Source organism: Catenuloplanes niger (assembly GCF_031458255.1).
GTDB classification, from domain to species: Bacteria; Actinomycetota; Actinomycetes; order Mycobacteriales; family Micromonosporaceae; genus Catenuloplanes; species Catenuloplanes niger.
Genome location: NZ_JAVDYC010000001.1, coordinates 7,528,257 through 7,552,077 on the forward strand (window position 1 = coordinate 7,528,257; position 23,821 = coordinate 7,552,077).

The following is a 23,821-nucleotide window of genomic DNA, read 5'->3' on the forward strand; positions in this document are numbered from 1 at the left end:
TGTTCGGGTAGCGGTCGCGCGTACGGCCCGGCCGGCACGGGCTCGATCTCCGCGCCGGACACGGGGTCGGTGAAGTCGACCCTGCGTGATCGAGAACCCGGCCCCGGCGACGAACGTGAACCATGGGGGCCCCGTATACCCGGATGAGGGAAAGCTGACCGGACGCGGGGCGCGGCATGCCGGGCGGCACTGCTAGTTTTGCGGGCGTGTCGCGCATCCGCACCGAGCGGTTGGTCAACCTGGTCATCTGCCTCCTGTCCACGCGCCGGTTCCTGACCGCCGCGCAGATCGCCGCGACCGTGCCCGGTTACGAGCACGATCCGGAGGACCCGAAGGAGCACGAGGCGTTCCAGCGCAAGTTCGAGCGGGACAAGGCGGAGCTGCGGGAGCTCGGCGTGCCGCTGGAGACCGGGACGGAGAGCGTCTTCGACGCCGAGCCCGGTTACCGGATCGCCCACCGCGACTACGCGCTGCCGGACATCCCGCTCGAACCGGACGAGGCCGCGGCCGTCGGCATCGCCGGCCGGCTGTGGCAGCACCACGGTCTCGCCGCCGCCGCCTCCTCCGGGCTGGCCAAGCTGCGCGCCGCCGGCATCGACATGGATCCGCAGGCCACGCTGGGCGTCGAGCCGGTCGTCACGGTCGACCCGGCGTTCGCGCCGCTGACCACGGCCGCCCGGGGGCGCCGCGCGGTCGCGTTCGACTACCGCGCGCCCGAGGGCGACGAGCCGGCCACCCGCAGGCTGCAGCCGTGGGGCGTGGTCTGCTGGCGCGGCCGGTGGTACGTGGTGGGTCACGACCTCGACCGGGACGCGGTCCGCTGCTTCCGGCTCTCCCGCATCCTCGGCAAGGTCCGGTCGACCGGCCGGCCGGGCGCGTTCACGCCGCCCGCGGACCTCGACCTGATCAGCCACGTCTCGCGCTTCTCCGGGCCGGTCGAGTGGACCGGCCGGGCCACGCTGCTGGTCACGCCGGGTGTCGGCGCCGGCCTGCGCCGCTGGGCACGGGTGATCGAGCCCGGGCAGGGCGACCACCCCAAAGACAAGATCACCATTCGGTACGGGGACACCGAGCGGCTGGCCGGCACGCTGGTCCGCTACGGTCCCGAGGTGCAGGTGCTGGACCCGCCGGAGCTGCGCGACGCCGTCATCCAGCGGCTCAAGGAGATCGTCTCCCGGACCGAGGAGGTGCCCGCGTGACCGCCGCGCCGTCCGCCTCGCGCGCGTCCGCCGACCGCCTCGGCCGCGTGCTCAACCTGGTGCCCTACCTGCTGGCCCGGCCCGGCATCGCGATCGTCGAGGCCGCGGCCGACCTGGGCGTCTCCGAGAAGCAGCTGCGCGAGGACCTGGAGCTGCTCTGGGTCTGCGGGCTGCCCGGCTACGGCCCCGGCGACCTGATCGACATGGCGTTCGACGGTGACAACGTCACCATCACCTACGACGCGGGCATCGGCAAACCGCTGCGGCTCACGCCGGACGAGGCGCTCGCGCTGGTCGTGGCGCTGCGCATGCTGGCGGAGACGCCCGGCACCGGCAACCGCGACGCGATCGAGCGCGCGCTGGCGAAGATAGAGTCGGCGGCCGGCGCGGACGCGGACGCGCCGGTCGCGGTCCGGATGAGCGGCAACGCGAAGAAGGTGGACCGGGTCCGCGGCGCGCTGGAGAGCGGCAAGGCCCTGCGGATCACCTACTACACCGCGTCCCGGGACGAGACCACCGACCGCGTGATCGACCCGATCCGCGTGGTGAACGTCGACGGCTGGGCCTACCTGGAGGCGTGGTGCCGCCGGGCTGAGGCGACCCGGCTGTTCCGGGTGGACCGGATCGACGGCTGGACCGAGCTCGACGAGCCGGCCGTACCCCCGGCCGAGGCGCGCCCGCACGACCTGAGCGCCGGCGTGTTCCGCCCCGGCGAGGAGCTGCCGCTGATCACCCTGCGGGTCGGCCGGTCCGAGCGGTGGATCACCGAGTACTACCCGTGCGAGTCGGTCGAGCGCGGTGCCTCCGGCGAGGACTGGCTGGTCACCATGCGGGTCACGGACCTCGGCTGGGCGCGCCGGCTGATCCTCGGCCTCGGCCCGGAGGTGACCGTGGTGAGCCCACCGGAGCTGATCACCGGCATCCGCGAGCAGGCCGCGGCGGCGTTGGCTGCGTACTCCGTACCCTCGGCATAGGGTTTGGGTCATGATTTTGTGGATCATCCTCGGCGTCGCGTTGTTCTCCCTCGTCGTGCTCGGGCTGGCGGTCCGGCCGGTGCTGGCCCGCGTGCCCGAGCTGTACCGGGCCGTGCGGCGGCTGATGCTCAAGCAGGAGGCCCTGGAGCGGCTGCAGGCCAAGGCCGAGGCGTTGCAGGAACGCTCGCTCGCGGTCGCGGAGAAGGCCGGCGAGGCCGCCGACCAGGTCGCCGTCATCCGGGCCGGCAAGCCTTAACCCTCGAGGACCGGTGCGAAAACAGCCGGTTTCGTGCTGTTTTGGTGGCTGGCAGCCTGTTGACGTGCGGGTTCGGTGTGGCAGAGACTACGTCCAGCAAGGTCTTTCATGTCAACGCTGTCTTTACCCTGTGAAGGCGTGCGGGCCCGATGGCAACCGGCTGTTCCGCACGTACCATGGGCTCGGCGCCTGACGTCGACGGGTCGCCCTCGACACCGAGTTGGAGAACGAAATGCAGTTCCTCAAGCCGTGGCACATCATCGTCCTCGTGGTGGTGCTCATCCTCCTCTTCGGCGCGAAGCGGCTCCCCGACGCGGCCCGCTCGCTCGGCCGCTCGATGCGCATCCTGAAGGCGGAGACCAAGAGCATGGTCGACGACGGCAAGGACGCGCCGGACGACCTGTCCGACAAGGCCGACGCGAAGAACGGCCGCGCGCCGCTGCAGGGCGACGTGATCCCGCCCGCACACGCCACACACGCGACGGCCGAGCAGCCCGTCCGCGACCGCTGACCTGAGCCGTGAAACTCGCCCTGCCTGGCCGTAACAAGGGGCCGTCGAAGTTCGAGCAGGCGGCCAACGGCGAGATGACCCTGATCGAACACATCAGGGACCTGCGAAACCGGCTGTTCCGCGCCTCCCTCGCGGTCGTGGTCGGTTTCGGCGTCGGCTTCTACCTGTCGATCGACGTGTTCGAGCTGCTCAAGCAGCCCTACTGCGATCTGCCCTCGATGCGTCAGGCAGACGGTGGCTGCCCGATGACGCAGCTGGGCCCGGGTGACGGATTCCTGCTCAGGCTCAAGATCGCGCTCTGGGTCGGGTTGATCGTCTCCGCTCCGTTCTGGCTCTACCAGCTGTGGGCGTTCATCGCGCCCGGCCTGCACAAGCACGAGCGCGGCTACGCCTACGCCTTCGTGTCGCTCGCCGCGCCGCTGTTCGCCGGCGGCGCGGCCCTGGCCTACTTCGTGGTGGAGAAGGGTCTGTACTTCCTGCTGACGTCCGGCGTCACCGGCCTCGACACCCAGCTCGAGGTCACGCGGTACATCAGCTTCGTCACCGGCCTGATCCTGCTGTTCGGCGTCGCGTTCCTGTTCCCGCTGCTCGCGCTGATGCTGAACGTCGTCGGTCTGGTCAGCGGCCAGCGGCTGCTGTCCTGGTGGCGTGTCGCGGTCTTCGCGTTCTTCCTGTTCGCGGCCGTGGTCACCCCCACCCCCGACCCGTTCGGCATGACCGTCCTGGCCCTCGCGCTGTCCGCCCTGTACTTCATGGCCGCCGGCGTAGCGGTCCTGAACGACAAGCGCCGGGGCCGCGGCAAGTCGATCTACGAGGGCCTCGACGACGACGCGGTCTCCCCGCTCGACCTCGGCGACGCCGACTCCGTCACCGCCGGCGACCCGGTCACGGCCAGCGGCCCGGTCACCGCCAGCGAACCGGTCGGCGCCAGCTCGCCGGTGTCAGCGTCCGGCCCCGTCGAACCGGCCGAGCCGATCAAGCCCCGGCCGATCGAGCGCGGCTTCGACGACATGACCTGATAGCCGACCACCGCACGACGAACCCGGCCGACAGCGTCCCGCTGCCGGCCGGGTCTGTTTCTTGGCTGCGCTGCCGTGCGGGTGGCGTTGCGGCAGGACGCCGAAATTTCGGGCGTGCAGCTCGTCGCGTGTGGCCCGAGCAGCAGATCCACCTTGAGGTGACCGCGAGCAGCAACTGCCGATTTCGTCGGCTCCGCGGCCGGTGATCTCGCCTCGCGTGGTGCGCGCGGCAGCCCCGTCTCGCGCGGGCTCCCATGTACATACGACGGGTGATCAGACCGTATGACGGGATGGTCGTCCCACTTCCCGGGCAGCAAGCATTGCCTCGGTGCCGCGCGGCGGCACTGCCGGTCGACCTTTTGATCGCGCGCACCGCGCAGACCGGCAGCCAGGCACACGAGACGAAACCCATCCCACCCACGAAAAACGGCCGGGCCGGCGAACCGCGAGCCGGCTGGAACCTCCGCCCTCTCCCCGGAGCCCGAGGCCCGCCGGAGGCGCCCTGAACCGCAGCCGATCGAAAAGGAGAAGGCCCCGGGGGTTGGCGCGCCCCCGGGGCCTTCCGCGCGCGCCGGCCGGCCGGGAGTCAGGCCCGGCGGCGGCGCGGCTGCGAGAACGTCTTACTGCCGGATCGCCGGCGGCAGCCACCCGGTGGGCCGTACCGCGTCGCGGAGCGCGGTGACCCGGATCGTGAACGTCAGGTGGCGGTGGTCGACGCGGCCGTCGTGTCCGACCCGGTGGCCGTGTACGACGAGCCATTCGGCGCCCGGCGTTCCGAGGGAGGTGACGCGGAGTGCGAGTGGGCCGACGCCGAGGCGGTAGTCGCGTTCGTCCGCGATGTAGAGCAGGCTGCCGGGCACGATCGTGGGGATCGGCGGTGGTGCCACGGCCATGTGGGTGTCCTCCAGGGGGAGAGGAACCGTCACGCCTACGAGCGGTGACGGGGTCGGCTACCTGCCGTAAACCTTGGCGTACCCGTACGCTTCCGAGAAGTGCAGGATCGGGATTTCCGGAATTCAGATTTCTGAGCCGTCATTTTGACGGTCCGGACCCGTCAGAAATCGCGTGCGGGAGGCTCAGGTGTCACACGACGGGGGATCGTCCGTACCCCGCCGCCAGGTCGGTCGTTTGCTCCGGCAGTTGCGGGAGGCCGCGCGGATCACGCTGAAGGACGCGGCCGCGCACATCGAGGTCTCGCTGTCGAAGATGTCGCGGATCGAGGGCGGCGAGGCGCCGGTCCGGCAGGTGGACGTGCGTGCGCTCGCCGAGCTCTACGGCGCGCCGCCGGACATGCTGGAGGTGCTGCTGTCGCTGGCCGCGGCCACGAAGGAGAAGGGTTGGTGGGCGGCGTACGGCAAGGCGGTCCCGGCCTGGTTCGAGCTGTACGTGGGCATGGAGCAGGCCGCGTCCCGGCTGCGCCACTACGAGAACGGGGTGATCCCGGGCCTGTTGCAGGGTGAGGAGTACGCCGCGGCGGTGCTCGGCGCGGTGCCGGGCGTGACGCCGGAGCAGGTCACCCAGCGGGTCCGGCTGCGCCGGGAGCGGCAGCGGCTGCTCGCCCGCGCGAACCCGCCGGCGCCCGAACTGGACGTGATCATCGAGGAGGCGGTGCTGGTGAAGGGCCTCGATGACCGGGACGCGTGGGCCCGGCAGCTCGCCCATCTGGTGAACATCTCGCAGAAGCCCGGGATCAGTGTGCGGGTGATCCCCCGGGAGCGGGCGCTGCACTACGCGGGTTTCGCCGGGTCGTTCACCGTGCTCGACTTCCCGGAGGTGGGGCTGCGCCGGGCGGAGCCGACCACGGTCTACATCGAGGGCCTGACCGGCGCGCTCTACCTGGACGAAGCCGCGGAAGTGGATACTTACCAGAGGGCGTGGGACGTGCTGGACCGGATCGCGCTGGGTCGGGATGCTTCGGACGACCTCATCGGGGAACTGATCAAGGAGACTATCGATGATTGACCTGACCGGTGCGACATGGCGTAAGAGCACCCGCAGCGGCTCCACCGGCGGCAACTGCGTCGAGGTGGCGGCGAATCTGCCCGGTGTGGTCGCGGTGCGGGACAGCAAGGACGCCGCCGGCCCGGCGCTGCTGGTCAGCCCGGCCGCGTTCGTGGCGTTCACCGCCCGCGTGAAGGCCGCCTGACCACGACGGTGTCGCCCGGCCACGACGGTGTTACCGTGAAACGAAGCCTCGGGCACACGAGGTGATGACGAAAACCCCCGGGCCCCGCGGCTCGGGGGTTTCCACGTCCGTGGTCCCGGGACCGCCGGGTTGCTATCTCGCCAGCGCGAGCGTGGCCCACAGGCCGTTGGCGCGGCCCGGTTCGGCGGCCGGCAGGACCAGCGTGGCGAGGCCGGCCTTGACCGCGCCCGCGTCCGCGGCGGAGTCGCCGACCATCAGCGCGCGTTCCGGCGGTACGCCGATCAGCTTGCAGGCCTTCTCGAAGATCTGCGGGTCCGGCTTTATCCGGCCGACCTCGTAGGAGAGCACGAACTCGGTGACGTACCGGTCGAGGTCCCAGGCGGCGAAGTGCGGGCGGATGTCGAAGCCGATGTTGCTGACCACCGCGATCGGCACGCCGCGCTCGTGCAGCGCGGCGAGCGTGGTGGCCGCGTCCGAGTAGGGCGCCCAGCCCTCGGGGACGGTCACCCGGTCGTAGAGCGCCTCCGCGAAGCCGGATATCCCGGATTCCACAGTGTCCGCGAGCCCGGTGTACGCGGCGCGGTGGCAGTGCGCGTACAGGTCGCGCTCGGCCCATACCTCCGCCAGCTGCGGTGGGATCCGGCGGGGGATCGGCCCGCCGGCCCGGCCCGCGGTGATCAGCCGGTCGGCCAGCGCGGTGGCGCGCCCGGGATCGAGCGTCGCGCCGCAGGCCGTGGCCGCCGCGAGCACCCAGTCGACCGGCGGCTCCACCTGCGCGAGGGTGCCGTGGAAGTCGAAGAGGATGCCCTCGATCGCTCGTGGCGGCTCCACCTCCGCCGGGCTCGTCTCGCTCGAACGCTCGTCGTGATCCGCCACGTCGAGAACCATATCTGGTGGCGTCCCGCACCCCTCCTCACGGTGCGTGCCGCTGTCACGCCGCGCCGTGTGACCAGGGCCGCCGGAAAAGACAAAAGCCAAGATCGTGGGGGCTCGGCTACTGTTGAGCGCGTGACATCTCCCGCTGAGCGGTATGCGGCTTCTCGCCGGCGGGCCGCGGAGTCCGCGAAGTTCCCCCGTCTGGATGACTTCGCCACCGATCTCGGCTTCGACCTCGACGACTTCCAGCGCGAGGCGTGCCAGGCCCTGGAGCGCGGCAGTGGCGTGCTGGTCTGTGCGCCCACCGGTGCGGGAAAGACCGTGGTGGGCGAGTTCGCGGTGCACATGGCACTGTCCGCGCCGACCCGCAAGAAGTGCTTCTACACCACGCCGATCAAGGCGCTCTCCAACCAGAAGTACCACGACCTCGTCGACCGGTACGGTGCGGACAAGGTCGGCCTGCTCACCGGCGACAACGTCATCAACGCGGACGCGCAGGTGGTCGTGATGACCACCGAGGTGCTGCGGAACATGCTCTACGCCGGTTCCGCCGCGCTGGACGGCCTGGCGTACGTGGTGATGGACGAGGTGCACTACCTCGCGGACCGGTTCCGGGGCGCGGTCTGGGAAGAGGTGATCATCCACCTGCCCGCGACCGTGACGCTGGTGTCGCTGTCGGCGACCGTGTCGAACGCGGAGGAGTTCGCGGACTGGCTGGTCACCGTGCGCGGCCACACCGAGGTCGTGGTCTCCGAGCACCGCCCGGTGCCGCTCTGGCAGCACATGCTGGTCGGCCGCCGGATGTTCGACCTGTTCCACGACGCGGACGCGGCCCGCAAGCACGACGTGCACCCGGAGCTGCTGCGGTACACGCGCGAGCAGCTGCGGCGGATGGAGATGGGCGACCGCACGTCCGGCCCCGGCTGGGGCGGCCGCGGCGGGCGGAACAAGCGCTGGCAGCCGCCGCTGCGCTTCGACGTGATCGAGCGCCTGGAGCGCGCCGACCTGCTGCCCGCGATCATCTTCGTGTTCAGCCGGGCCGGGTGCGCCGCCGCCGTGCAGCAGTGCATGGCCGCCGGGCTGCGCCTGACCACGCCGGACGAGCGCGAGGAGATCCGCGCGATCGTCGAGGAGCGGATCACCGCGATCCCCGGTGAGGACCTGACCGTGCTCGGCTACTGGGAGTGGCTGGACGCGCTGGAGCGGGGCCTGGCCGCGCACCACGCCGGCATGCTGCCCGCGTTCAAGGAGGTCGTCGAGGAGCTGTTCGTCCGCGGCCTGGTCAAGGCGGTCTTCGCCACCGAGACGCTGGCGCTCGGCATCAACATGCCGGCCCGGTGCGTGGTGCTGGAGCGGCTGGTCAAGTACAACGGCGAGGCACACGTCGACCTCACCCCGGGGGAGTACACGCAGCTCACCGGCCGGGCCGGCCGGCGCGGCATCGACGTCGAGGGACACGCGGTCGTGGTCTGGTCACCGGAGGTCGACCCCCGGCACGTGGCCGGGCTGGCCAGCACCCGGACGTACCCGTTGAAGAGCTCGTTCCGCCCCTCCTACAACATGGCGGCGAACATCGTCGGCAGCGTCGGCATCGATCGCGCCCGCGAGCTGCTGGAGTCGTCGTTCGCGCAGTTCCAGGCGGACCGCTCGGTCGTCGGCCTGGCCCGCCAGGTGCAGAACAACGTGAAGACCATCGAGGGGTACGAGGACGAGGTGCGCTGCCACCACGGCGACTTCAACGAGTACTTCGGCCTGCGGGTGGCCATCGCGAACCGGGAGCGCGCGATCGCCCGGCAGGGCCAGGCGCAGCGCCGCGCGGAGACCGCCGCGTCGCTGTCCAAGCTGCGCCCCGGTGACGTCATCCGGATCCCGGCCGGCCGGCGTGCCGGGCTGGCCGTGGTGATCGACCCGGGCGTGGGCGGCTTCGGCGAGCCCCGGCCGATGGTGCTCACCCAGGACCGGTGGGCCGGCCGGGTGCCGGCCAGCGATTTCCCCGGCCTGGTCGAGGTGCTGGACCGGGTGCGGGTGCCGAAGAACTTCAACCCGCGGTCGCCCGCCGCCCGGCGGGACCTGGCCGCGGCCGTCACCGGGACCGGCCTGGACCGGCGCGAGGGGCGCCGCAACCGCACCCGCTCCGGCGCGGCCGACGACCACGAGCTGGCGCTGCTGCGCATCCAGATGCGGCAGCACGCCTGCCACCAGTGCCCGGACCGGGAGGAGCACGCGCGCTGGGCCGAGCGGCGGCACCGGCTGGAGAAGGACACGGACGCGCTGCGTGACAAGGTCGCCGGCCGGACCGGTTCGCTGGCCCGGACGTTCGACGCGGTCTGCGGCATGCTGACCGTGCGCGGCTACCTGTCCGAGTCCGGTGAGGTCACCGACGCGGGCCGCATGCTGGCCCGGATCTGGACCGAGACGGACCTGATGGTCGCGGAGTGCCTGCGGCGCGGCACGTGGGAGGGGCTGGCCCCGGCCGAGCTGGCCGCCGCGGTGTCGGTCGCGGTCTACGAGGCGCGGCGGGAGGGCGACGAGCGCGCGTCCGTGCCGCGCGGCCCGGTCGCGGACGCGGTCGAGGCGACCACGAAGATCTGGGCCGAGCTGGAGGCCGAGGAGGCGTCCCGCGGCCTGGAGCTGACCCGCGAACCGGATCTGGGGTTCGTCTGGCCGATCTACCGCTGGGCCCGCGGCGAGTCGCTGGAGAAGGTGCTGGCCAGCGGCCACAACCTGGACGGTGACATGCCCGCCGGCGACTTCGTGCGGTGGGCGCGGATGGTGGTGGACCTGCTCGGGCAGATCTCCAACGCCAGCGGCGCGACCGAGGAGGTGCGCACGACCGCCCGGCAGGCGATCGGCGTGGTCAACCGGGGCGTTCTGGCCTACAACGCGGTGGCGTGACGCTCTCGCCCGTTTTCTGGCTCCCTGACCGAAGCTGACCCTTCGGTCAGGGAGGTCTCACCGTTGGTCACTGGCGGTCCCGGCATGTGGGCGCGACCATTCGCACGGGGTTACACGTCCGTTCGGGGAGGGCGCTGCGGTGTCGGGTCAGATCCACCACTTCGAGTACGGCGTCATCACGCCGGTCCTCAGCTACGCGCTCTCGGTGCTCGGCTCGGTGCTCGCGCTCACCTGCGCCGTCCGCGCCCGGGAGGCCGACTCCACCGGCCGGCGTGCGCGGTGGATCGCGGGCGCGTCGATCGCGCTCGGCGGCACCGCGATCTGGACCATGCACTTCATCGCCATGCTCGGTTTCGGGGTCGAGGGCACCACCATCCGGTACGGCGTGCCGCTCACCGTGGTCAGCCTGGTGCTCGCGATCGTCTCGGTCGGCATCGGGCTGAGCCTGGTCGGCTTCGGCCGGGCGAACTTCGTCAAGATCCTCGGCGGTGGCCTGTTCACCGGCGTCGGCGTCGCGGCCATGCACTACACCGGCATGGCCGGCATGCAGCTGGACGGCACCATCCGCTACGACCCGGTCCCGGTCGTGCTCTCCGTGCTGATCGCGGTGGTGGCCGCGATCGTGGCGCTGTGGCTGTCCGTGCGGGTGCGCGGCGGGTGGGCGATCGCCGGCTCCGCGCTGATCATGGGCGTGGCGGTCAACGGCATGCACTTCACCGGCATGACCGCGATGCGCGTCGAGCTGCACTCCGAGACGGTCCGGCACACCGGCGTCACGTCCGGCACGCTGCTGGTGCCGATCGTGGTCGGCGTGATCGTCGGCGTGATCGGGCTGGTCTACGCGATGCTGTCCGCGCCGTCCGACGAGGACCGCGCCGCGCTCGCCTACATCGAGTCGCGCCGCAACGCCGGCGCCGCTCCCGGCCCGGGCCCGGCGGACGGCGCGGGCCCGGCTCCCGCGGGCCCGCCGGCCGGGCGCGGGCGCCGCGGGGTCATCGCGGCGGGTGACGCGTTCGCGCCGCAACCGCCCCGTGCGCCCACCCCGGGCGGCTCCGGTTTCCACGGCTTCGAGCCGAGGAAGAAGACCTGACACCACCTCCCCACCGAAGGCCCGGCGCTCCCGCGCCGGGCCTTCGGCTCGGGCGGCGACGCCGCACGTGATCCCGGCCCGCGGGAGGCGCGCGGCGCGGCGAGGCGACCGGCTCGAAGGGCCCGGACCCGCCGGTTGCCCGTCCCGCGAGGTGTCTGCCCCACCCGGGCCGGGCCCTGCGGCGCTCGGGACCCTCCGGCGCTCAGGCTCTGCGGCGCTCGGATCCTGGCCGACCCGGGATCCTGGCCGACCCGGGATCCTGGCCGACCCGGGATCCTGGCCGACCCGGGATCCTGGCCGACCCGGGATCCTGGCCGACCCGGGATCCTGGCCGACCCGGGATCCTGGCCGACCCGGGACCCTGGCCCACCCGGGACCCTGGCCCACCCGGGACCCTGGCCCACCCAGGACCCTGCGGTGTCCGGGACCCTGCCGCGCTCGGCATGCCGAGGCGGCCGGCCTGCGAGGAATGCGGGCCAGGTGTGACCGAGCCGGGGGCCGCCTGGCCCGCCGGCGCCGGATCGGGCGTGCCGTACCGCGGAGTCGGCTTTCGCAGATGGCGGGCGGTGACTTTACCGCTGATATATAACGGCGATATTTTCGGTCCATGAGCCCACGCGCCGCGGACCCGGAGGTCCGCCCGAAACTGGTCGAGGCCGCCGCCCGGATCCTGGGCGAGGAGGGCCCGGCCGCGCTCACCAGCCGCCGCCTCGCCGCCGAGGTCGGCACCTCGACGATGGCCGTGTTCAGCCGCTTCCGGAGCATGGCCGAGATCCACTACGCGGTCCGTCAGGAGGGTTTCACCCGCCTGCACACCGCGCTGGACGCGCTGCCCCGCACCGCGGACCCGGTCACCGACCTGGTCGCGGCCTGCGACGAGCTCTTCGCCGCCGGTGTGCGCAACCCGCACCTCTACCGCGCGATGTTCATCGAACGCCCGCCGGAGGCCGACGACCTCGGCGTCGGGACGTACACGCGGCTGGTCGCCCTGGTCCGCCGCTGCGTCGACGCCGGCCGGTTCCCGGCGGCCGGTGGGCTGCCCGCGGCGCCGGAGGTGTGGGCCGCGCAGCTGTGGAGCATGCGGCACGGCCTGGTCACCATGGCGATCGCCGGTCTGCTCCCGCCCGGCCAGGTGCGGTTCGTGCTCGACGACATGACGCTGCGGCTGCTGATCGGCTACGGCGACGACCCGGCGCACGCCCGGGTCTCCATCTCCACGGGAGGGCAGTGGCATGAGTGACCGATTCGGCGAGTTGTGGGAGCGTACCGGTGGATTCCCGGGTCTCGTGCAGTCGTCGCTGCCGCCGGTCGCGCTGGTCGCGGCGAACGGGCTGTGGGGCCTCCACCCCGCGATCGCGGTCGCGGGCGGCGTGGCGCTGGCGGTCGCGGTGTGGCGGGCGTCCCGCGGCCAGTCGCTGCGCCCCGCGGCCGGCGGCCTGATCGGCGTGGTGATCTCCGGTTCGCTGGCCGCCCGCAGCGGCGAGGCCCGCGACTTCTTCCTGGCCGACATCGCCTGGTACGGCGTGGCCGCCGTGCTCCTCGCGATCTCCGTCCTGATCCGCCGCCCGCTGGTCGGCGTGGTCTGGAGCGTGCTGCGCGGCGCCGGCCCGTCCTGGCGGCACGACCCGGCGTCGCTGCACGGATACGACCTCGCCACCGCCGTGCTCGCCGCGGTCTTCGCCACCCGGTTCGCGGTGCTGCACCACCTCTACACGCGGGACGAGGTCGGCTGGCTGACGGTGTCGAAGATCCTGATGAACTATCCGCTGTGGGCGCTCGCGCTGGCGGTCGCGGTCTGGGCGGCCCGCCGTTCCGGCCGCCGCCTCGCCCACTGCACGGCCTGAACCTACGCCTGGCGTCGTTCCAGGACAAAGACCGGGATCACGCGATCGGTCTTCGTCTGGTACGTCGCGTAGTCCGGCCAGGCCTCGCAGGCGCGCTCCCACCACTCCGCCCGCTCCGCGCCGTGCACCTCGCGCGCGTCGTAGTCGTGCTTGGAGTCGCCGTCCTGCAGCTCGACGTGCGGGTGCGCGATCAGGTTGTAGTACCAGACCGGGTGCTTGGGGGCGCCGCCGAGCGAGGCCACCACCGCGTACCGGCCGTCGTGCTCGACCCGCATCAGCGGGGTCTTGCGCAGCTTGCCGCTCTTCGCGCCCACCGAGGTCAGCACGACGATCGGCTTGCCGCGCAAATCGTTGCGCTCCGCGCCGTCCGACGCCTCGAACGTCTCGGCCTGCTCGCGCGCGTACTCGGACGGGCTGGGTGCGTACTCTCCGGTCAATGGCATGATCCGATGGTAGACACATCCGGCGGGCGGATGCTTGCACAAGACATGTCCGGTGTCGGTTGCCCGTCGCTCCGGTGCCCTCGGCGCGGTCCGCGCACCATCCTGTCTATATGCGTCCTCTTCGATACGTCGCCGTCCTTCTGGTCGCCGTGGTGCTGCTGGCGCCCGGTGCCGCGCTCGCCGCGGCGCCCGGTGCCGCGGCGGTGGGGACCGTCTCGCTCACCTTCGACGACGGGCCGCACGCGACCTACACGCCGCAGATTCTCGACGTGCTCGCCGCCGAGCGCGTCACCGCCACGTTCTGCCTGGTCGGCACGCAGGCGCAGCGCTATCCCGCGCTGGTCCGCCGGATCGTCGCGGACGGCCACCGGCTGTGCAACCACTCGATGCGGCACGACAACATGTCCACCTGGACGCCCGCGCAGATCGAGGCGGACCTGCTGGCCGCGAACGCCGCCATCCGCGCGGCCGCGCCGGACGCGCGGATCCCGTACTTCCGTGCGCCGTACGGTGCCTGGGGGCAGTCCGCCGCGGTCGCGGCCGGGCTCGGCATGGCCCGCCTCGGCTGGACCGTCGACCCGCGCGACTGGAGCCGGCCCGGCACCGACGCGATCGTGACCGCGGTCCTGGCTCAGCTCCGGCCGGGCGGCATCGTGCTGATGCACGACGGCGGCGGCGACCGTTCCCAGACCGTGGCCGCGCTGGCCGTGCTGATCCCACGGCTGCGCACGGACGGCTGGACGTTCGCGGTCCCGCCCACGCTCACCCCGGCGGCAGCGTGAGCGAGGCGGACGGCACCAGGTTGAGGTCGCGGATCGCGCCGCGCAGGTCGTCCGGCCGGAGCCACAGCCGGTACTCCGGCTCGACCCGGAAATAGTCCTCCGGACCGAACAGCTCGCGGGTACGCATGTCCGCGCAGTACCGCTCCCGCCAGGCGCGCGGGCCGCCGGTGAGCTCGCGTCCCGCCACCAGCGACCGGGTGATCTGGAACAGCCGCTCCATCGACCGGTACTCGTACGCCAGCAGCGTCTCCGCGGACTCCCAGATGCCGCGCCGCGCCGCCCGCGCCTCGACCGCGGCACCGATCAGCAGCGCCAGGTCCGCCGCACCCGGGATCGACGGATGGATCACGAACGGCGCCGCCCACCCGGCCCGGACCAGGTCGAGGTTGAACGTGGACCGCTGCTCGCGCGTCATCGTCCGGCGCTCCGCCGCGGAGTAGTCCGGGGCGAGGTAGGCCAGCAACCGGTGATTGCTGTCGAACGGCGTGTCCGCGGTCCGCACGAACAGGTTGCGCCGCGTCCCGTTCTCCCTGGTCAGTCGCGCCGCGATGTTCGCCTTGCCGAACTCCGACGCGGCCTGCCCCTGCGCGAGGTGCAGCGTGCCGGCGTGGCCGGTCTCCAGCCGTGGCTTCAGGTGCTCCGCGAGCGCGTCGCCGATCGGCGCCCGGCCCTCGTCCATCCAGGACGCGAGCTGCTTGAAGTCCTGATCGATCGCGGCCGCGCGCTCCGCCGACCGCGCGGTCACCTCCGGCGTGTCCACACTCAGCATCCGCACCGGCATGCGGAGATTCGGCGTGTCACCGTCGGTGACGTCGACGAGCGCACGCGCGCCCAGGTTCGGCATCGAGGCACCCGCCGGCGCCCAGAGGATCTGCACGGGGTCCATATCGGTGTCCACCTGCCCGCAGAAGTGTCCTGACGCTCCCAGCACAGCACCGTTCCGCGGTGAACCGACATACACCTGCGGAAAGCCGACCCGATCGGGTCGGCTTTCCGGCCGCCGGGACGCGAGGACCCCCGCCCGATGCGCCGGGCGGGGGTCCTCGTCGTACGGCGAGAGGGGATCAGTTCTCGCCGACGGGGTTGCCGTTCGCGTCGTACGCGGCGCCCTCGGCGCCCGCGTCCTCCGCGGCGGCCTCGTCCTCGGCGCCGGCCTCAGCCTCGGCGTCCGCACCCGCGTCCGCCTCGGCACCCGCGTCCGCCTCGGCACCCGCGTCCGCCACGCCACCGACGCCGGCGGCGGCCTTCGCCTCGGCGAGCGCCAGGCAGGCCTCGAAGAAGACGGTCTGCGCGTCCGTGACGGCCTGCGCCGCGTCCTCGGCACCGGCCTCCGCCTCGGCGTCCGCACCCGCGTCGGCCTCGGCACCGGCCGCGTCCTCCGCGCTGGCGCTCGCGTCGGCCTCCGCCTCGGCGGCCTTCTCGGCCTCGGCCTCCTCGGCCTCGGCCTTCTCGGCCCAGCCGGCGGCCATCTCCGCGGACTTCTTCGCCGACTTCGTGGTGGCGGCGATCTCCTTCTCCGCCTCCTCCTTCGCGGCGGCGTCCGCGGCGGACTCGCTCTCCTCCGGGGCCGCGGTCTCCTCGGCGGCGCCCTCACCCGCGACGTCCTCCTGGGCGGTCTGCAGCGCGGCCGCGAAGACGTCACAGGACTCGTCCAGTGCCACGGCCGCGGCCTGTGCCGCCTCCACTGCGTCGGCGCCGCCCTCCGGCGCGAGCTCCGCGCCGTCGCAGAGCACCACACCGGCGTTGATCTCGACCTCGGCGCACTCGGCCACGTTGAACTGCTGGCCCTCGACGTTGATCAGACCGGCCGTGGCCGCCGCCTCGTTCTTGTTCTCACCGGCGTTGGCGAAGCCGAGGCCCGTGACGCCGGCCACCACGATCGCGCCTGCGACAACGGCCGCGCCGATCGCCTTGCGGTTCTTCAGGGTGCCGTATCGCCATTGCATGTCTGCCACCACTCCCAGCGGGCTCGGATTCATGAACGTGCGCGCACCGGGTCCTACGCGGGCCGCCGCCGGAAAGGTTCAGAGTCGGCCGGAATCGGCGCCGATTCACCCATACGTGGGCGTATGCATCCGGTTACTTGAGATCGTTGACCAAGGGGACATCGATGTATAAGGTCTGCGCGACCCGGCTGCGGAGGAGAGGGATGACCACCACACCGCTGTCCCTGCCGGCACCGCCGGAGCGGGCACCCGAGTTCGGTGGGGACTCGCTCATCGTCTGCGAGAACCTGGTCCGGATCTATCAGACCGGGTCGATCGAGGTGCAGGCACTGCAGGGCCTCGACCTGACCGTGGACGCGGGAGAGATGGTCGCGGTCGTCGGCGCCTCCGGCTCCGGCAAGTCGACGCTGCTGTCCATCCTGGCCGGCATCGACGCGCCCACCGCGGGCCGGGCGCGGGTGGACACCTGGAACCTGCTCGACATGTCCCGCGCCGACCGGGTGCGCTACCGGCGGCACACGGTCGGGTTCGTCCGGCAGCAGACCGCGAGCAACCTGGTGCCGTACCTGACCGCGAGGCAGATGGTGGACCTGCCGATGACGGCGGCGCGCACCCCGTCGCGGACCAGGAAGGCACGGGTTCCCGAGCTGCTGGCCATGCTCGGCGTGGGCGATCTCGCGGACCGGCGGCCGGCGCAGCTCTCCGGCGGCCAGCAGATGCGGGTCGCGATCGCGGTCGCGCTGGCGAACGCGCCGCGCGTGCTGCTGGCCGACGAGCCGACCGGCGAGCTGGACACCACGACCTCGGCCGAGGTCTTCGGCGCGCTGCGCGACGTCAACCGCGAGCTCGGCGTCACCGTCGTGGTCGTCACCCACGACCCGGAGGTCAGCGGGCAGGTCGAGCGCACGGTCGCGATCCGCGACGGGCGCACCAGCAGCGAGGTGCTGCGCCGCGCCGCCGTGAACGGCGACGGCGACCACGAGGTGATCGCGGAGGAGTACGCGGTGATGGACCGCGCCGGCCGGGTGCAGGTGCCGCGCGAGTACCGCGAGGCGCTCGCGCTGACCCGCCGGGTCCGGCTCGCGCTCGAGTCCGACCACGTCTCGATCAAGAGAGACGACACATGAACATCTTGACGGTACGCGGCGTGAGCCGGCGGTTCGGCGACGTGCACGCGCTGCGGGACGTGTCGTTCGAGGTCGAGGCCGGGACCATGGTCGCGCTGGTCGGCCGGTCCGGCTCCGGCAAGACCACGCTGCTCAACGTGATCGGCGGCCTGGACCGCCCGGACAGCGGCACGGTCCACGTCGACGACGTCGAGGTCACCGCGCTCGACGAGGACGGCCTGGCCCACCTGCGGCGGGAGCGCGTGGCGTACGTCTTCCAGACGTTCGGCCTGATCCCGGTGCTCTCCGCGGCCGAGAACGTGGGCGCGCCGCTGCGCCTGGCCCGCACGCCCGCCGCCGAGCGGGAGAAGCGCGTCCAGCTGCTGCTGGAACTGGTCGGCCTGGCCGGCCACGCGGCGCAGCGACCCGGCGAGATGTCCGGCGGTCAGCAGCAGCGCGTCGCGATCGCCCGCGCGCTGGCCGCGTCGCCCCGGCTGCTGATCGCGGACGAGCCGACCGGGCAGCTCGACGCGGAGACCGGCCTGGCCGTGATGGCGCTGCTGCGCGGCATCGTCGAGTCCGAGGGCGTCACCGCGCTCGTCTCCACCCACGACCCGGTGATGATGGCGCTGGCCGACCGGGTGCTCGACATCCACGACGGAACGATCGCGTGAGCGCGCCGGGGCCCGGCCGGCGGCGCGGCGTCGAGGTGGGCGTCGGATGAGCTTCCTGGCGCGGCGGGCGAGAGCGCAGTGGCCGCTGCTGTGCGCGCTGCTCGCCGTGGTCACGGTCGGGGTCACGGTGCTCGGCGTCTGCGCGCTGCTGATCACGCGGACCGGCGAGCGCGCGGTGGAGACCGCGGCCGCCCGCGCCACCGTCGACGACATCAGCGTCACCGCGTACACGGTCACGGTCCGCGGCGGGGACGCGCGGTCGGTGATGGACGACAGCGGCGCGGTGCTGACCGAGGCGCTGGCACCGCTGCCGGTCACGCTCGCCACCCGCACGTCCACGCTGCTCCGTCCGCTGCCGACGATGCCGAAGGGCGGCGACTTCCCGGCCCAGGGCTACCTCTCCGCGCTCTCCGACCTGGACTCACGGGTCGAGCTGCTGGACGGTCGCCTGCCCGGCACCGGCTACGAGACCGTGCTGCTGAGGAGCACCGCGACGCTGCTCGGCCTGGAGATCGGCGACCGGGTGCCGTTCGGCGTGGAGAACTCCCCGGAGCGCCCGGCCGGCTTCGAGGTCACCGTGGTCGGCATCGTCGCGGCCCTGCCCGGCACCGGCTGGGAGCGCGATCCGCTGACCGGCAGCGGGTTCGACCCCGACCACAACGACGGCCGGTTCCAGCGGCCGCTCAGCACGTACGGCCCGTTCCTGGTCGGCCTGGACGCGGTGCTGGCCAGCGGCTCCTCGCTGGACCGGCTGGACGTCACCGCGCTACCCGACCTGTCCGCCGCGGACCGCCGCGACCTCGAGGCGGTCGAGACCCGGGTGCGGGCCGCGGACCGGCGGCTCGGCGGTGTGCTCGGCGACCGCGTCGAGATCGAGCGGATCTCCACGAGCCTGCCGCGCACGCTGGCCGCCGCGGACCTCCAGCAGCGGGTCACCACGGCCACGGTCGTGTCCGTCGCGATCCTCGGCACCGTGCTCACCGCGACCGCGCTGGCGCTGGCCGGGCGGCTGACCGCGGGCGTACGTACCGTGGAGACCTCGCTGTTGACCGCGCTCGGCTTCAGCCGGCGGCAGCTGGCCGCGACCGCGGTCGTCGAGTCGCTGCTGCTCGCCGCGCTCGCCGTCGCGATCGGCGTGCCCGCGTCGTCCGCGCTGCACGCCGCACTGACCCAGCTGCCCGCGCTGCGCGACGCCGGCCTCGCCGAGCACCCGGCCGTCACCGCGGCCCAGCTGCTCACGGTCGCCGGCGGCGCGCTCGCGCTGACCGCGGTGCTGGTCTCGCTGGCGCTGCGGCCGGTCGCCGAGGTCAAGGACCGGCGGTCCCGGGGCGAGACGCTGGCCCGCTCCGGAGCGGACGTGGTGCTGGTCGCGTTCGCGGCCGTCGGACTGTGGCAGCTGTGGTCGCAGCCGGCCGACGCCGGCGGCGGCCAGGACGCGGTCCGGATCCTCGCGCCCTCGCTGCTGCTGCTCGCCGGTGCCGCGCTCGCGCTGCGGCTGGTCCCGCCCGCGCTCGCGATCGCGGACCGGCTGGCCCGGCGGGCCCGGGGCTTCGTGATCCCGCTGGCCGCGTTCGAGGCGGCCCGCCGGCCGCAGGCGGTCGCGGCCGGGCTGCTGGTCGGGCTGGCCTGCGCGGCCGGCTCGTTCGGCGTCGGCTTCGACGCGACCTGGCAGCGATCCCAGCACGACCAGGCCGCGCTCGCGGTCGGCACCGACCTGGCGGTCACGCTCGACTCACCGGTCGCGGCCGGGCAGGGCGCGGCCGTCGCGACCGCGACCGGCGGCACGGTCAGCGCGGTCACCACCCGGCCGGTCGCGGTCGGGCAGTGGCTCGGCACCGGCGGCGACGCGCCCCGGCTGGTCGCGGTGGACACCACGCACGCGGCCGAGGTGCTGCGCGGGCGGCTGGACGGCGGTCGCACCTGGGCCGGTGCCGGCGCGACGCTCGCGCCACCGCCGGTGCCCGCGGGCCGCCCGGTGCCGGCCGGCGCGGCGATCACCGTGCGCGGCACGATCGACGCCCCGCTGCCGGTCCTGGTCGCGCCGCGGCTGGTGTTCCAGGACGCGGCCGGCGTACGGGTGCCCTGCGTCGCCGACCCGATCCCGCTCGACGGCGCCGCGCACCCGCTGCCGGACTGCGTCGCCACGGACGGGCTGTCGCTGGTCGCGATGGTGCTGCCGCTGCGGCTGGACTGGGAGTCGCTCCTCGACGACCTCAGCGCGCTCGGCGGCCGGTCCGACGCGGTCTCGATCTCCGTCACGCTGCCCGGCACGACCGGGGCGGCCGCGGCGCCGTGGACCGGCCACTCCGCCGGCCCGATGCCGGAACTGGTGGAGAACCCGGCCGTCTCGTGGCGCGGCGAGGTCATCAGCGTGACCGCGGACGTGTCGATGGACGGACCGGTGGAGGCCGGCCGGACGCTGGTCGCCGCCGTGTTCGACACGGCCGGGTCCGTGCCGGTCGCGGTCTCGCAGCGGTTCGCGGACGAACTCGGCGTCGGTCCGGGCACCTCGCTCAGCGTCGCGGTCGGCGCCACGCCGGTGCCCGTGCGGATCGTGGACGTGGTGCCGGCGGTGCCGTCCGCACCCGGTGCCGGCGCGCTGCTCGCGGACGTGGACTGGCTGTCCCGCGCGTTGATCGTGCAGGGCGGCGACGTGACGCCGGTGGTGGACGCGATCTGGGCGGGTGATCCGGCCCCCGGCGCGGCGGAGCGGGCCGGGGCGCTGCGCCTCGGCCCGGTGCTCACCAGGGACGGTGAGACCGCCCGGCTCACCGCGGGGCCGCTGCGCGCCGGGCTGCCGGCCACGCTGCGGCTGCTGGTCCCCGCGGCGGCGCTGCTGCTGCTCGCCGGCGTGATCCTGCACGTCACCTGCGACCTGCAGCTCCGGGCACTGGAGGTGGCGCGGTTGCGCGGGCTGGGCATGACCCGGCGGGAGATCCGGCGGGTGCTGCTCGGCCAGCACGCCGGCGTGCTCGCGCCGCTGATCGTGGCGGGGACGCTGGTCGGCGCGCTGGCCACGGTGCTGGGCGCGCCGTCGCTGGTGCGGTCGGACACCGGCGGCGCGCCGGTACCGGCCGCGCTGCCGTACTGGCCGTGGGCGGCCGAGGCCGGGCTCTTCGCCGCGCTGCTGACCGCGTGCCTGCTGGCCGTGGCCGTGGTGGTGTCGGTCCAGGCCCGGCGCGCGGACGCGGCACACCTGCGGGTGGCGTCGTGAGCCCGGCCCCGGGACGGCCCGGGACCGCGCCGGAGCCGGTGGGGTCCGACCCGGGTCCGCAGTCCCCGCGGCGCGGCGTGCCGTCGGCGTCGTCCCGGCCGGGCCCGCGCCGGCTGAGCGCGGCCCGCCCGGCCCCGCACTGGCCCAGCGTCGCCGGGCGGGCGCGCGCCGACGCCGGCCCGCTGGCGCTGGTCGCGGTCGTGGTCGTGGTGACCGCGCTGCTGGCCGGCGCGGTACCGCCGCTGCTCCGGGCGACCGCGGACGCCGCGGTCCGGGACGCGATCCGCCGGGCCGGCCCGCCGGCGACCGTCCGGGTGCAGGTCGGCTGGTCCCCGGACGACCTGAACGGCGGCCGGACGCGCTTGCCCGAGCTGCCCGCGGAGGTCGAGTCGGCGCGGCTGCTCGCCACGGCCGGCCTGACCGACGACGTCCGGTCGCTGCTGGACCCGCCGATCGCGACCGCGCTCAGCGAGGTGTTCACGATGCCGGAGGGCACCGCGCCGCGCACGCTGCAGCTGGCGTACCTGGCGAACTCGCCGGAGGCCGGCGGCGGCCCCGAGGTCACCTGGGTCGCCGGCGCCGCGCCCGCCGCGACGCGGGAGGGGCGGCTGGAGATCCGCGTCGACGAGCCGTGGCCGGTCCAGGCCGGGCTGTCCGAGTCGGCCGCCGCCGTGCTCGGCATCGCACCGGGTGCCCGCCTCACCGTCCGCGACGCCACCGGGCTGGACCGGGACGTCCTGGTCAGCGGCGTGTTCCGGCCGGTCGACCCGGCCGATCCCGCGTGGCGGCTCGCACCGTCGGTGCTCGCACCCGTGCCGGGGGCGGACGGCGCAGGAACCGTCCGGATCGGCGCGCTGCTGTCCCCGGACTCGCTGCCGGACGCCCGGATCGCGCTCAAGGCCGGGCAGCTCACCCAGACGATCTGGCTCACTCCGCGCACCGACACGATCACCTGGGCGTCCGCGGAGAAGCTGGCCGCCGCCGTGATCAAGCTGAAGACCACGTCGGCGACCTCCGGGCAGTACGGCGAGACGATCCGCTGGGAGACACAGCTGGACACGGTGCTGCGCGACGCCCGGGGCGCGGTGGACGCCGCCGGCACCCAGGCGTCCGTGCTGCTGATCGCCGTGCTCATGACCGCCGCCCTGGTGCTGCTGCTGGCCGCGGACCTGCTGGCCCGCCGCCGGGCACCCGGGCTGGTCACGGCGCGGCGCCGGGGTGCCGCGCTCCCCGATCTCACGCTCGAACTGCTCGTCGAGGCCGGGCTGCTGGCGCTGCTCGCGGGCGCGGCCGGGCTGGCGCTCGCGCTGCTGGTCGCGCCCGGCGTCGCCGTGGGCTGGGCGCTGCCGGTGGTGCTGGTGGCCGCGCTCGCCGGGCCCGCGTTCGGCACGGTCACCGCGGCGCGCGCCACTCGCAACCGGCGGGCGCCGGCGAACCGTTCCGCGCGCCGCTGGGCCGAGCGGACCGGGCGGATCCGCCGCGCCACGCTGGACGCCGCGATCGTGCTGGCCGCGACCGGCGCGTTCGTCTCGCTGCGCCAGCGTGGCATCGTGGCCGGCGACGACGGGCTCCCGGCCGGCGCGCCCGCGCTCGCGGCGGTCGCGGCCGGGCTCCTGCTGCTGCGCCTGATGCCGCTCGGCACCGGGCTGGCGCTGCGCCGCGCGCTGCGCTCCCGCCGGCCGCTGGCGGTCTTCGGCGCCGCCCGCGCCGCGGCCACGTCCGGTCGCGCGCTGCCGCTGCTGGCCATGGTCGCGGGTACGGCACTGGCCACGTTCGCGCTCACGCTGGACGCGACCACCGCGCGCGGCCTGTCCGACGGTGCCTGGCGGACGGCCGGTGCGGACGCCCGACTGGATGTGTCGCCCAGCGCGGCCGGGTCCACCGTGGACGTGACCGCGCGGATCGCGGCGGCGCCCGGCGTCCGGCAGGCGGTGGCCGGGCAGACGCTGGACGGCGTGCGCGTGGTCGCGGACGGCCAGGCCGTCACCGTCCGGCTCGTCGCGGTCGACCCGGCCGCGTTCCGGCGGCTCCTGGCGGACACCCCGATCGCGGGCGCCGGCGCGCTCGACCGGCTCGCCGCCGCGCCGCCGTCCCCGGCCGCCCCGGTGCCGGTGCTGGTGCGGTCCGCCGACGGCGTGCTCGGCGTCGGCGTGCGGGTCGATCTGCTGCGTGAGGCGCAGTCCGCGCTGCCGCTGACCGCGGTCGGCACCGCACCGGCGGTCGGTGACGTCCCGGACCTGGTCGTCGCGGACGCGGCCGCGCTGACCGCGGCGGGGCTGACGGTCGCGCCGAACACGGTCTGGGTCACCGGCACCGGCGCGGCCGACGCGGTCCGGGACGCCGGCCTCACCGGCACCACCGTGCTGCGGGCGGAGGTCCTCGACGCCCGCCGGGCCGCCCCGCTGACCGCCGGCCTGCTGCTGCTGGCCCGGGCCGCCGCGGTCACGCTGCTGGCGTTCGCGCTGCTCGGCCTGTTCCTCGGCGCCGCCGCGGACGCGCCGGAACGCTGGCGCACGCTCAGCCGCCTCCGCACGCTCGGCCTGCGCCCGCGGGACACCCGCTGGGTCGCGGCCGGCGAACTGCTGCCGCCGGCGCTGACCGCCGCGATCGCCGGCCCGCCGCTCGGGCTGGGCCTGGCGTGGCTGACCCGGGACGCCCTGGCGCTGCGCCTGCTGACCGGCCAGGCGGCCGACCCGGTCCTGACCCCGCCGTGGTGGCAGATCGCGCTGGTCGCCGCGATCCTGCTGGCCGCGGCCGCGCTGGTCGCGCCGGTCGAGGCCGCGGTCCGCCGGCACCGCAACCTCGCGGAGACGCTGCGGATCGGCGGCTGACCCGGGTCACACCGT

General features: G+C 74.1%; 21 protein-coding genes. 16 read left to right on the forward strand and 5 right to left on the reverse strand.

From position 1 onward, the window contains the following. Positions 1-206: 206 nt before the first annotated feature. The 5 genes from J2S44_RS32910 to tatC all read left to right on the forward strand — a co-directional run bounded on the left by J2S44_RS32910 (position 207) and on the right by tatC (position 3,959). Positions 207-1,199, forward strand: coding sequence for a helix-turn-helix transcriptional regulator (locus tag J2S44_RS32910; RefSeq protein WP_310421845.1), 993 nt, complete (start codon positions 207-209; stop codon positions 1,197-1,199). After that, complete coding sequence (locus J2S44_RS32915; RefSeq protein ID WP_310421848.1) at positions 1,196-2,173, forward strand: helix-turn-helix transcriptional regulator; 978 nt, start codon at positions 1,196-1,198, stop codon at positions 2,171-2,173. Before J2S44_RS32910 ends, J2S44_RS32915 begins: the two co-directional genes overlap by 4 nt. 10 nt (positions 2,174-2,183) lie before the next feature. Further along, positions 2,184-2,429: a hypothetical protein gene (locus tag J2S44_RS32920; protein ID WP_310421851.1), complete on the forward strand. Its 246-nt coding sequence runs from the start codon at positions 2,184-2,186 to the stop codon at positions 2,427-2,429. A 232-nt stretch (positions 2,430-2,661) separates the two neighbouring features. Then, the gene (gene tatA / locus J2S44_RS32925) at positions 2,662-2,940 is read left to right on the forward strand and encodes a Sec-independent protein translocase subunit TatA (protein ID WP_307246371.1); all 279 of its coding nucleotides are present in this window, start codon (positions 2,662-2,664) and stop codon (positions 2,938-2,940) included. Positions 2,941-3,014: 74 nt separating this feature from the next. Next, positions 3,015-3,959 carry a twin-arginine translocase subunit TatC gene (gene tatC, locus J2S44_RS32930; protein WP_310430050.1) on the forward strand — a complete coding sequence of 315 codons (945 nt, stop codon included), beginning with the start codon at positions 3,015-3,017 and terminating at the stop codon, positions 3,957-3,959. Between the two features lie 620 nt (positions 3,960-4,579). Here tatC and J2S44_RS32935 read toward each other — a convergent pair. Next, positions 4,580-4,852 carry a hypothetical protein gene (locus J2S44_RS32935; protein WP_310421854.1) on the reverse strand — a complete coding sequence of 91 codons (273 nt, stop codon included), beginning with the start codon at positions 4,850-4,852 and terminating at the stop codon, positions 4,580-4,582. Between the two features lie 187 nt (positions 4,853-5,039). On the opposite strand from J2S44_RS32935, the gene J2S44_RS32940 reads away from it, so the two are divergent. Together J2S44_RS32940 and J2S44_RS32945 are read left to right on the forward strand one after the other, a co-directional pair. Next, positions 5,040-5,921: a helix-turn-helix domain-containing protein gene (locus J2S44_RS32940; RefSeq protein ID WP_310421857.1), complete on the forward strand. Its 882-nt coding sequence runs from the start codon at positions 5,040-5,042 to the stop codon at positions 5,919-5,921. Continuing rightward, positions 5,914-6,105, forward strand: a complete 192-nt coding sequence (locus J2S44_RS32945; RefSeq protein WP_310421860.1) for a DUF397 domain-containing protein — start codon at positions 5,914-5,916, stop codon at positions 6,103-6,105. Before J2S44_RS32940 ends, J2S44_RS32945 begins: the two co-directional genes overlap by 8 nt. Positions 6,106-6,237: 132 nt before the next feature. Here the strand turns inward: J2S44_RS32945 and J2S44_RS32950 are convergent, their stop codons facing one another. Continuing rightward, positions 6,238-6,993 carry an HAD family hydrolase gene (locus J2S44_RS32950; protein WP_374727930.1) on the reverse strand — a complete coding sequence of 252 codons (756 nt, stop codon included), beginning with the start codon at positions 6,991-6,993 and terminating at the stop codon, positions 6,238-6,240. Positions 6,994-7,113: 120 nt separating this feature from the next. Between J2S44_RS32950 and J2S44_RS32955 the strand changes: the two genes are divergently transcribed. The 4 genes from J2S44_RS32955 (at position 7,114) to J2S44_RS32970 (ending at position 12,810) form a co-directional block, all read left to right on the forward strand. Further along, a complete protein-coding gene (locus J2S44_RS32955; protein WP_310421865.1) occupies positions 7,114-9,876 on the forward strand; it encodes a DEAD/DEAH box helicase in 2,763 nt (920 codons plus the stop codon). A gap of 139 nt (positions 9,877-10,015) precedes the next feature. After that, a complete protein-coding gene (locus J2S44_RS32960; RefSeq protein ID WP_310421868.1) occupies positions 10,016-10,966 on the forward strand; it encodes an MHYT domain-containing protein in 951 nt (316 codons plus the stop codon). Positions 10,967-11,573: 607 nt separating this feature from the next. Continuing rightward, on the forward strand, positions 11,574-12,206 hold the full coding sequence (locus tag J2S44_RS32965) for a TetR/AcrR family transcriptional regulator (RefSeq protein WP_310421871.1): 633 nt from the start codon (positions 11,574-11,576) through the stop codon (positions 12,204-12,206). After that, positions 12,199-12,810, forward strand: a complete 612-nt coding sequence (locus J2S44_RS32970) for a DUF3159 domain-containing protein (protein WP_310421874.1) — start codon at positions 12,199-12,201, stop codon at positions 12,808-12,810. Before J2S44_RS32965 ends, J2S44_RS32970 begins: the two co-directional genes overlap by 8 nt. A gap of 2 nt (positions 12,811-12,812) precedes the next feature. Here the strand turns inward: J2S44_RS32970 and J2S44_RS32975 are convergent, their stop codons facing one another. Next, the gene (locus J2S44_RS32975) at positions 12,813-13,253 is read right to left on the reverse strand and encodes a nitroreductase family deazaflavin-dependent oxidoreductase (RefSeq protein ID WP_310421877.1); all 441 of its coding nucleotides are present in this window, start codon (positions 13,251-13,253) and stop codon (positions 12,813-12,815) included. 110 nt (positions 13,254-13,363) lie between these two features. On the opposite strand from J2S44_RS32975, the gene J2S44_RS32980 reads away from it, so the two are divergent. Then, entirely contained in the window at positions 13,364-14,035 is a 672-nt protein-coding gene (locus J2S44_RS32980; RefSeq protein WP_310421880.1) for a polysaccharide deacetylase family protein, read from the forward strand. On the opposite strand, the gene J2S44_RS32985 is transcribed toward J2S44_RS32980, so the two are convergent. Beyond that, positions 14,016-14,921: a thermonuclease family protein gene (locus tag J2S44_RS32985; protein ID WP_310421883.1), complete on the reverse strand. Its 906-nt coding sequence runs from the start codon at positions 14,919-14,921 to the stop codon at positions 14,016-14,018. The genes J2S44_RS32980 and J2S44_RS32985 overlap by 20 nt on opposite strands. A 178-nt stretch (positions 14,922-15,099) precedes the next feature. Beyond that, on the reverse strand, positions 15,100-15,981 hold the full coding sequence (locus tag J2S44_RS32990; RefSeq protein WP_310421887.1) for a hypothetical protein: 882 nt from the start codon (positions 15,979-15,981) through the stop codon (positions 15,100-15,102). A 203-nt stretch (positions 15,982-16,184) separates the two neighbouring features. Here J2S44_RS32990 and J2S44_RS32995 point away from each other — a divergent pair, with 203 nt between their 5' ends. From J2S44_RS32995 to J2S44_RS33010, 4 genes are read left to right on the forward strand one after another with little or no spacing between them, the layout of a single operon-like run. Next, on the forward strand, positions 16,185-17,108 hold the full coding sequence (locus J2S44_RS32995) for an ABC transporter ATP-binding protein (protein ID WP_310421890.1): 924 nt from the start codon (positions 16,185-16,187) through the stop codon (positions 17,106-17,108). Then, entirely contained in the window at positions 17,105-17,761 is a 657-nt protein-coding gene (locus tag J2S44_RS33000; protein ID WP_310421894.1) for an ABC transporter ATP-binding protein, read from the forward strand. The genes J2S44_RS32995 and J2S44_RS33000 overlap by 4 nt, the downstream gene beginning before the upstream one ends. A gap of 46 nt (positions 17,762-17,807) precedes the next feature. After that, positions 17,808-20,975, forward strand: coding sequence for an FtsX-like permease family protein (locus J2S44_RS33005; protein ID WP_310421897.1), 3,168 nt, complete (start codon positions 17,808-17,810; stop codon positions 20,973-20,975). Beyond that, entirely contained in the window at positions 20,972-23,806 is a 2,835-nt protein-coding gene (locus J2S44_RS33010) for an FtsX-like permease family protein (protein ID WP_310421899.1), read from the forward strand. The genes J2S44_RS33005 and J2S44_RS33010 overlap by 4 nt, the downstream gene beginning before the upstream one ends. Positions 23,807-23,821: the final 15 nt, after the last annotated feature.

Excerpts from the sequence above, each read along its gene's own strand:
- J2S44_RS32990 (WP_310421887.1), bottom strand. The coding sequence starts at position 15,981 with ATGCAATGGCGATACGGCACCCTGAAGAACCGCAAGGCGATCGGCGCG.
- J2S44_RS32970 (WP_310421874.1), top strand. The coding sequence starts at position 12,199 with ATGAGTGACCGATTCGGCGAGTTGTGGGAGCGTACCGGTGGATTCCCG.
- J2S44_RS32980 (WP_310421880.1), top strand. The coding sequence starts at position 13,364 with ATGCGTCCTCTTCGATACGTCGCCGTCCTTCTGGTCGCCGTGGTGCTG.
- J2S44_RS32985 (WP_310421883.1), bottom strand. The coding sequence starts at position 14,921 with ATGGACCCCGTGCAGATCCTCTGGGCGCCGGCGGGTGCCTCGATGCCG.
- J2S44_RS32945 (WP_310421860.1), top strand. The coding sequence starts at position 5,914 with ATGATTGACCTGACCGGTGCGACATGGCGTAAGAGCACCCGCAGCGGC.
- J2S44_RS32975 (WP_310421877.1), bottom strand. The coding sequence starts at position 13,253 with ATGCCATTGACCGGAGAGTACGCACCCAGCCCGTCCGAGTACGCGCGC.
- tatA (WP_307246371.1), top strand. The coding sequence starts at position 2,662 with ATGCAGTTCCTCAAGCCGTGGCACATCATCGTCCTCGTGGTGGTGCTC.
- J2S44_RS33005 (WP_310421897.1), top strand. The coding sequence starts at position 17,808 with ATGAGCTTCCTGGCGCGGCGGGCGAGAGCGCAGTGGCCGCTGCTGTGC.
- J2S44_RS32950 (WP_374727930.1), bottom strand. The coding sequence starts at position 6,993 with ATGGTTCTCGACGTGGCGGATCACGACGAGCGTTCGAGCGAGACGAGC.
- J2S44_RS32920 (WP_310421851.1), top strand. The coding sequence starts at position 2,184 with ATGATTTTGTGGATCATCCTCGGCGTCGCGTTGTTCTCCCTCGTCGTG.
- J2S44_RS33000 (WP_310421894.1), top strand. The coding sequence starts at position 17,105 with ATGAACATCTTGACGGTACGCGGCGTGAGCCGGCGGTTCGGCGACGTG.
- tatC (WP_310430050.1), top strand. The coding sequence starts at position 3,015 with ATGACCCTGATCGAACACATCAGGGACCTGCGAAACCGGCTGTTCCGC.
- J2S44_RS32995 (WP_310421890.1), top strand. The coding sequence starts at position 16,185 with ATGACCACCACACCGCTGTCCCTGCCGGCACCGCCGGAGCGGGCACCC.
- J2S44_RS32965 (WP_310421871.1), top strand. The coding sequence starts at position 11,574 with ATGAGCCCACGCGCCGCGGACCCGGAGGTCCGCCCGAAACTGGTCGAG.
- J2S44_RS32935 (WP_310421854.1), bottom strand. The coding sequence starts at position 4,852 with ATGGCCGTGGCACCACCGCCGATCCCCACGATCGTGCCCGGCAGCCTG.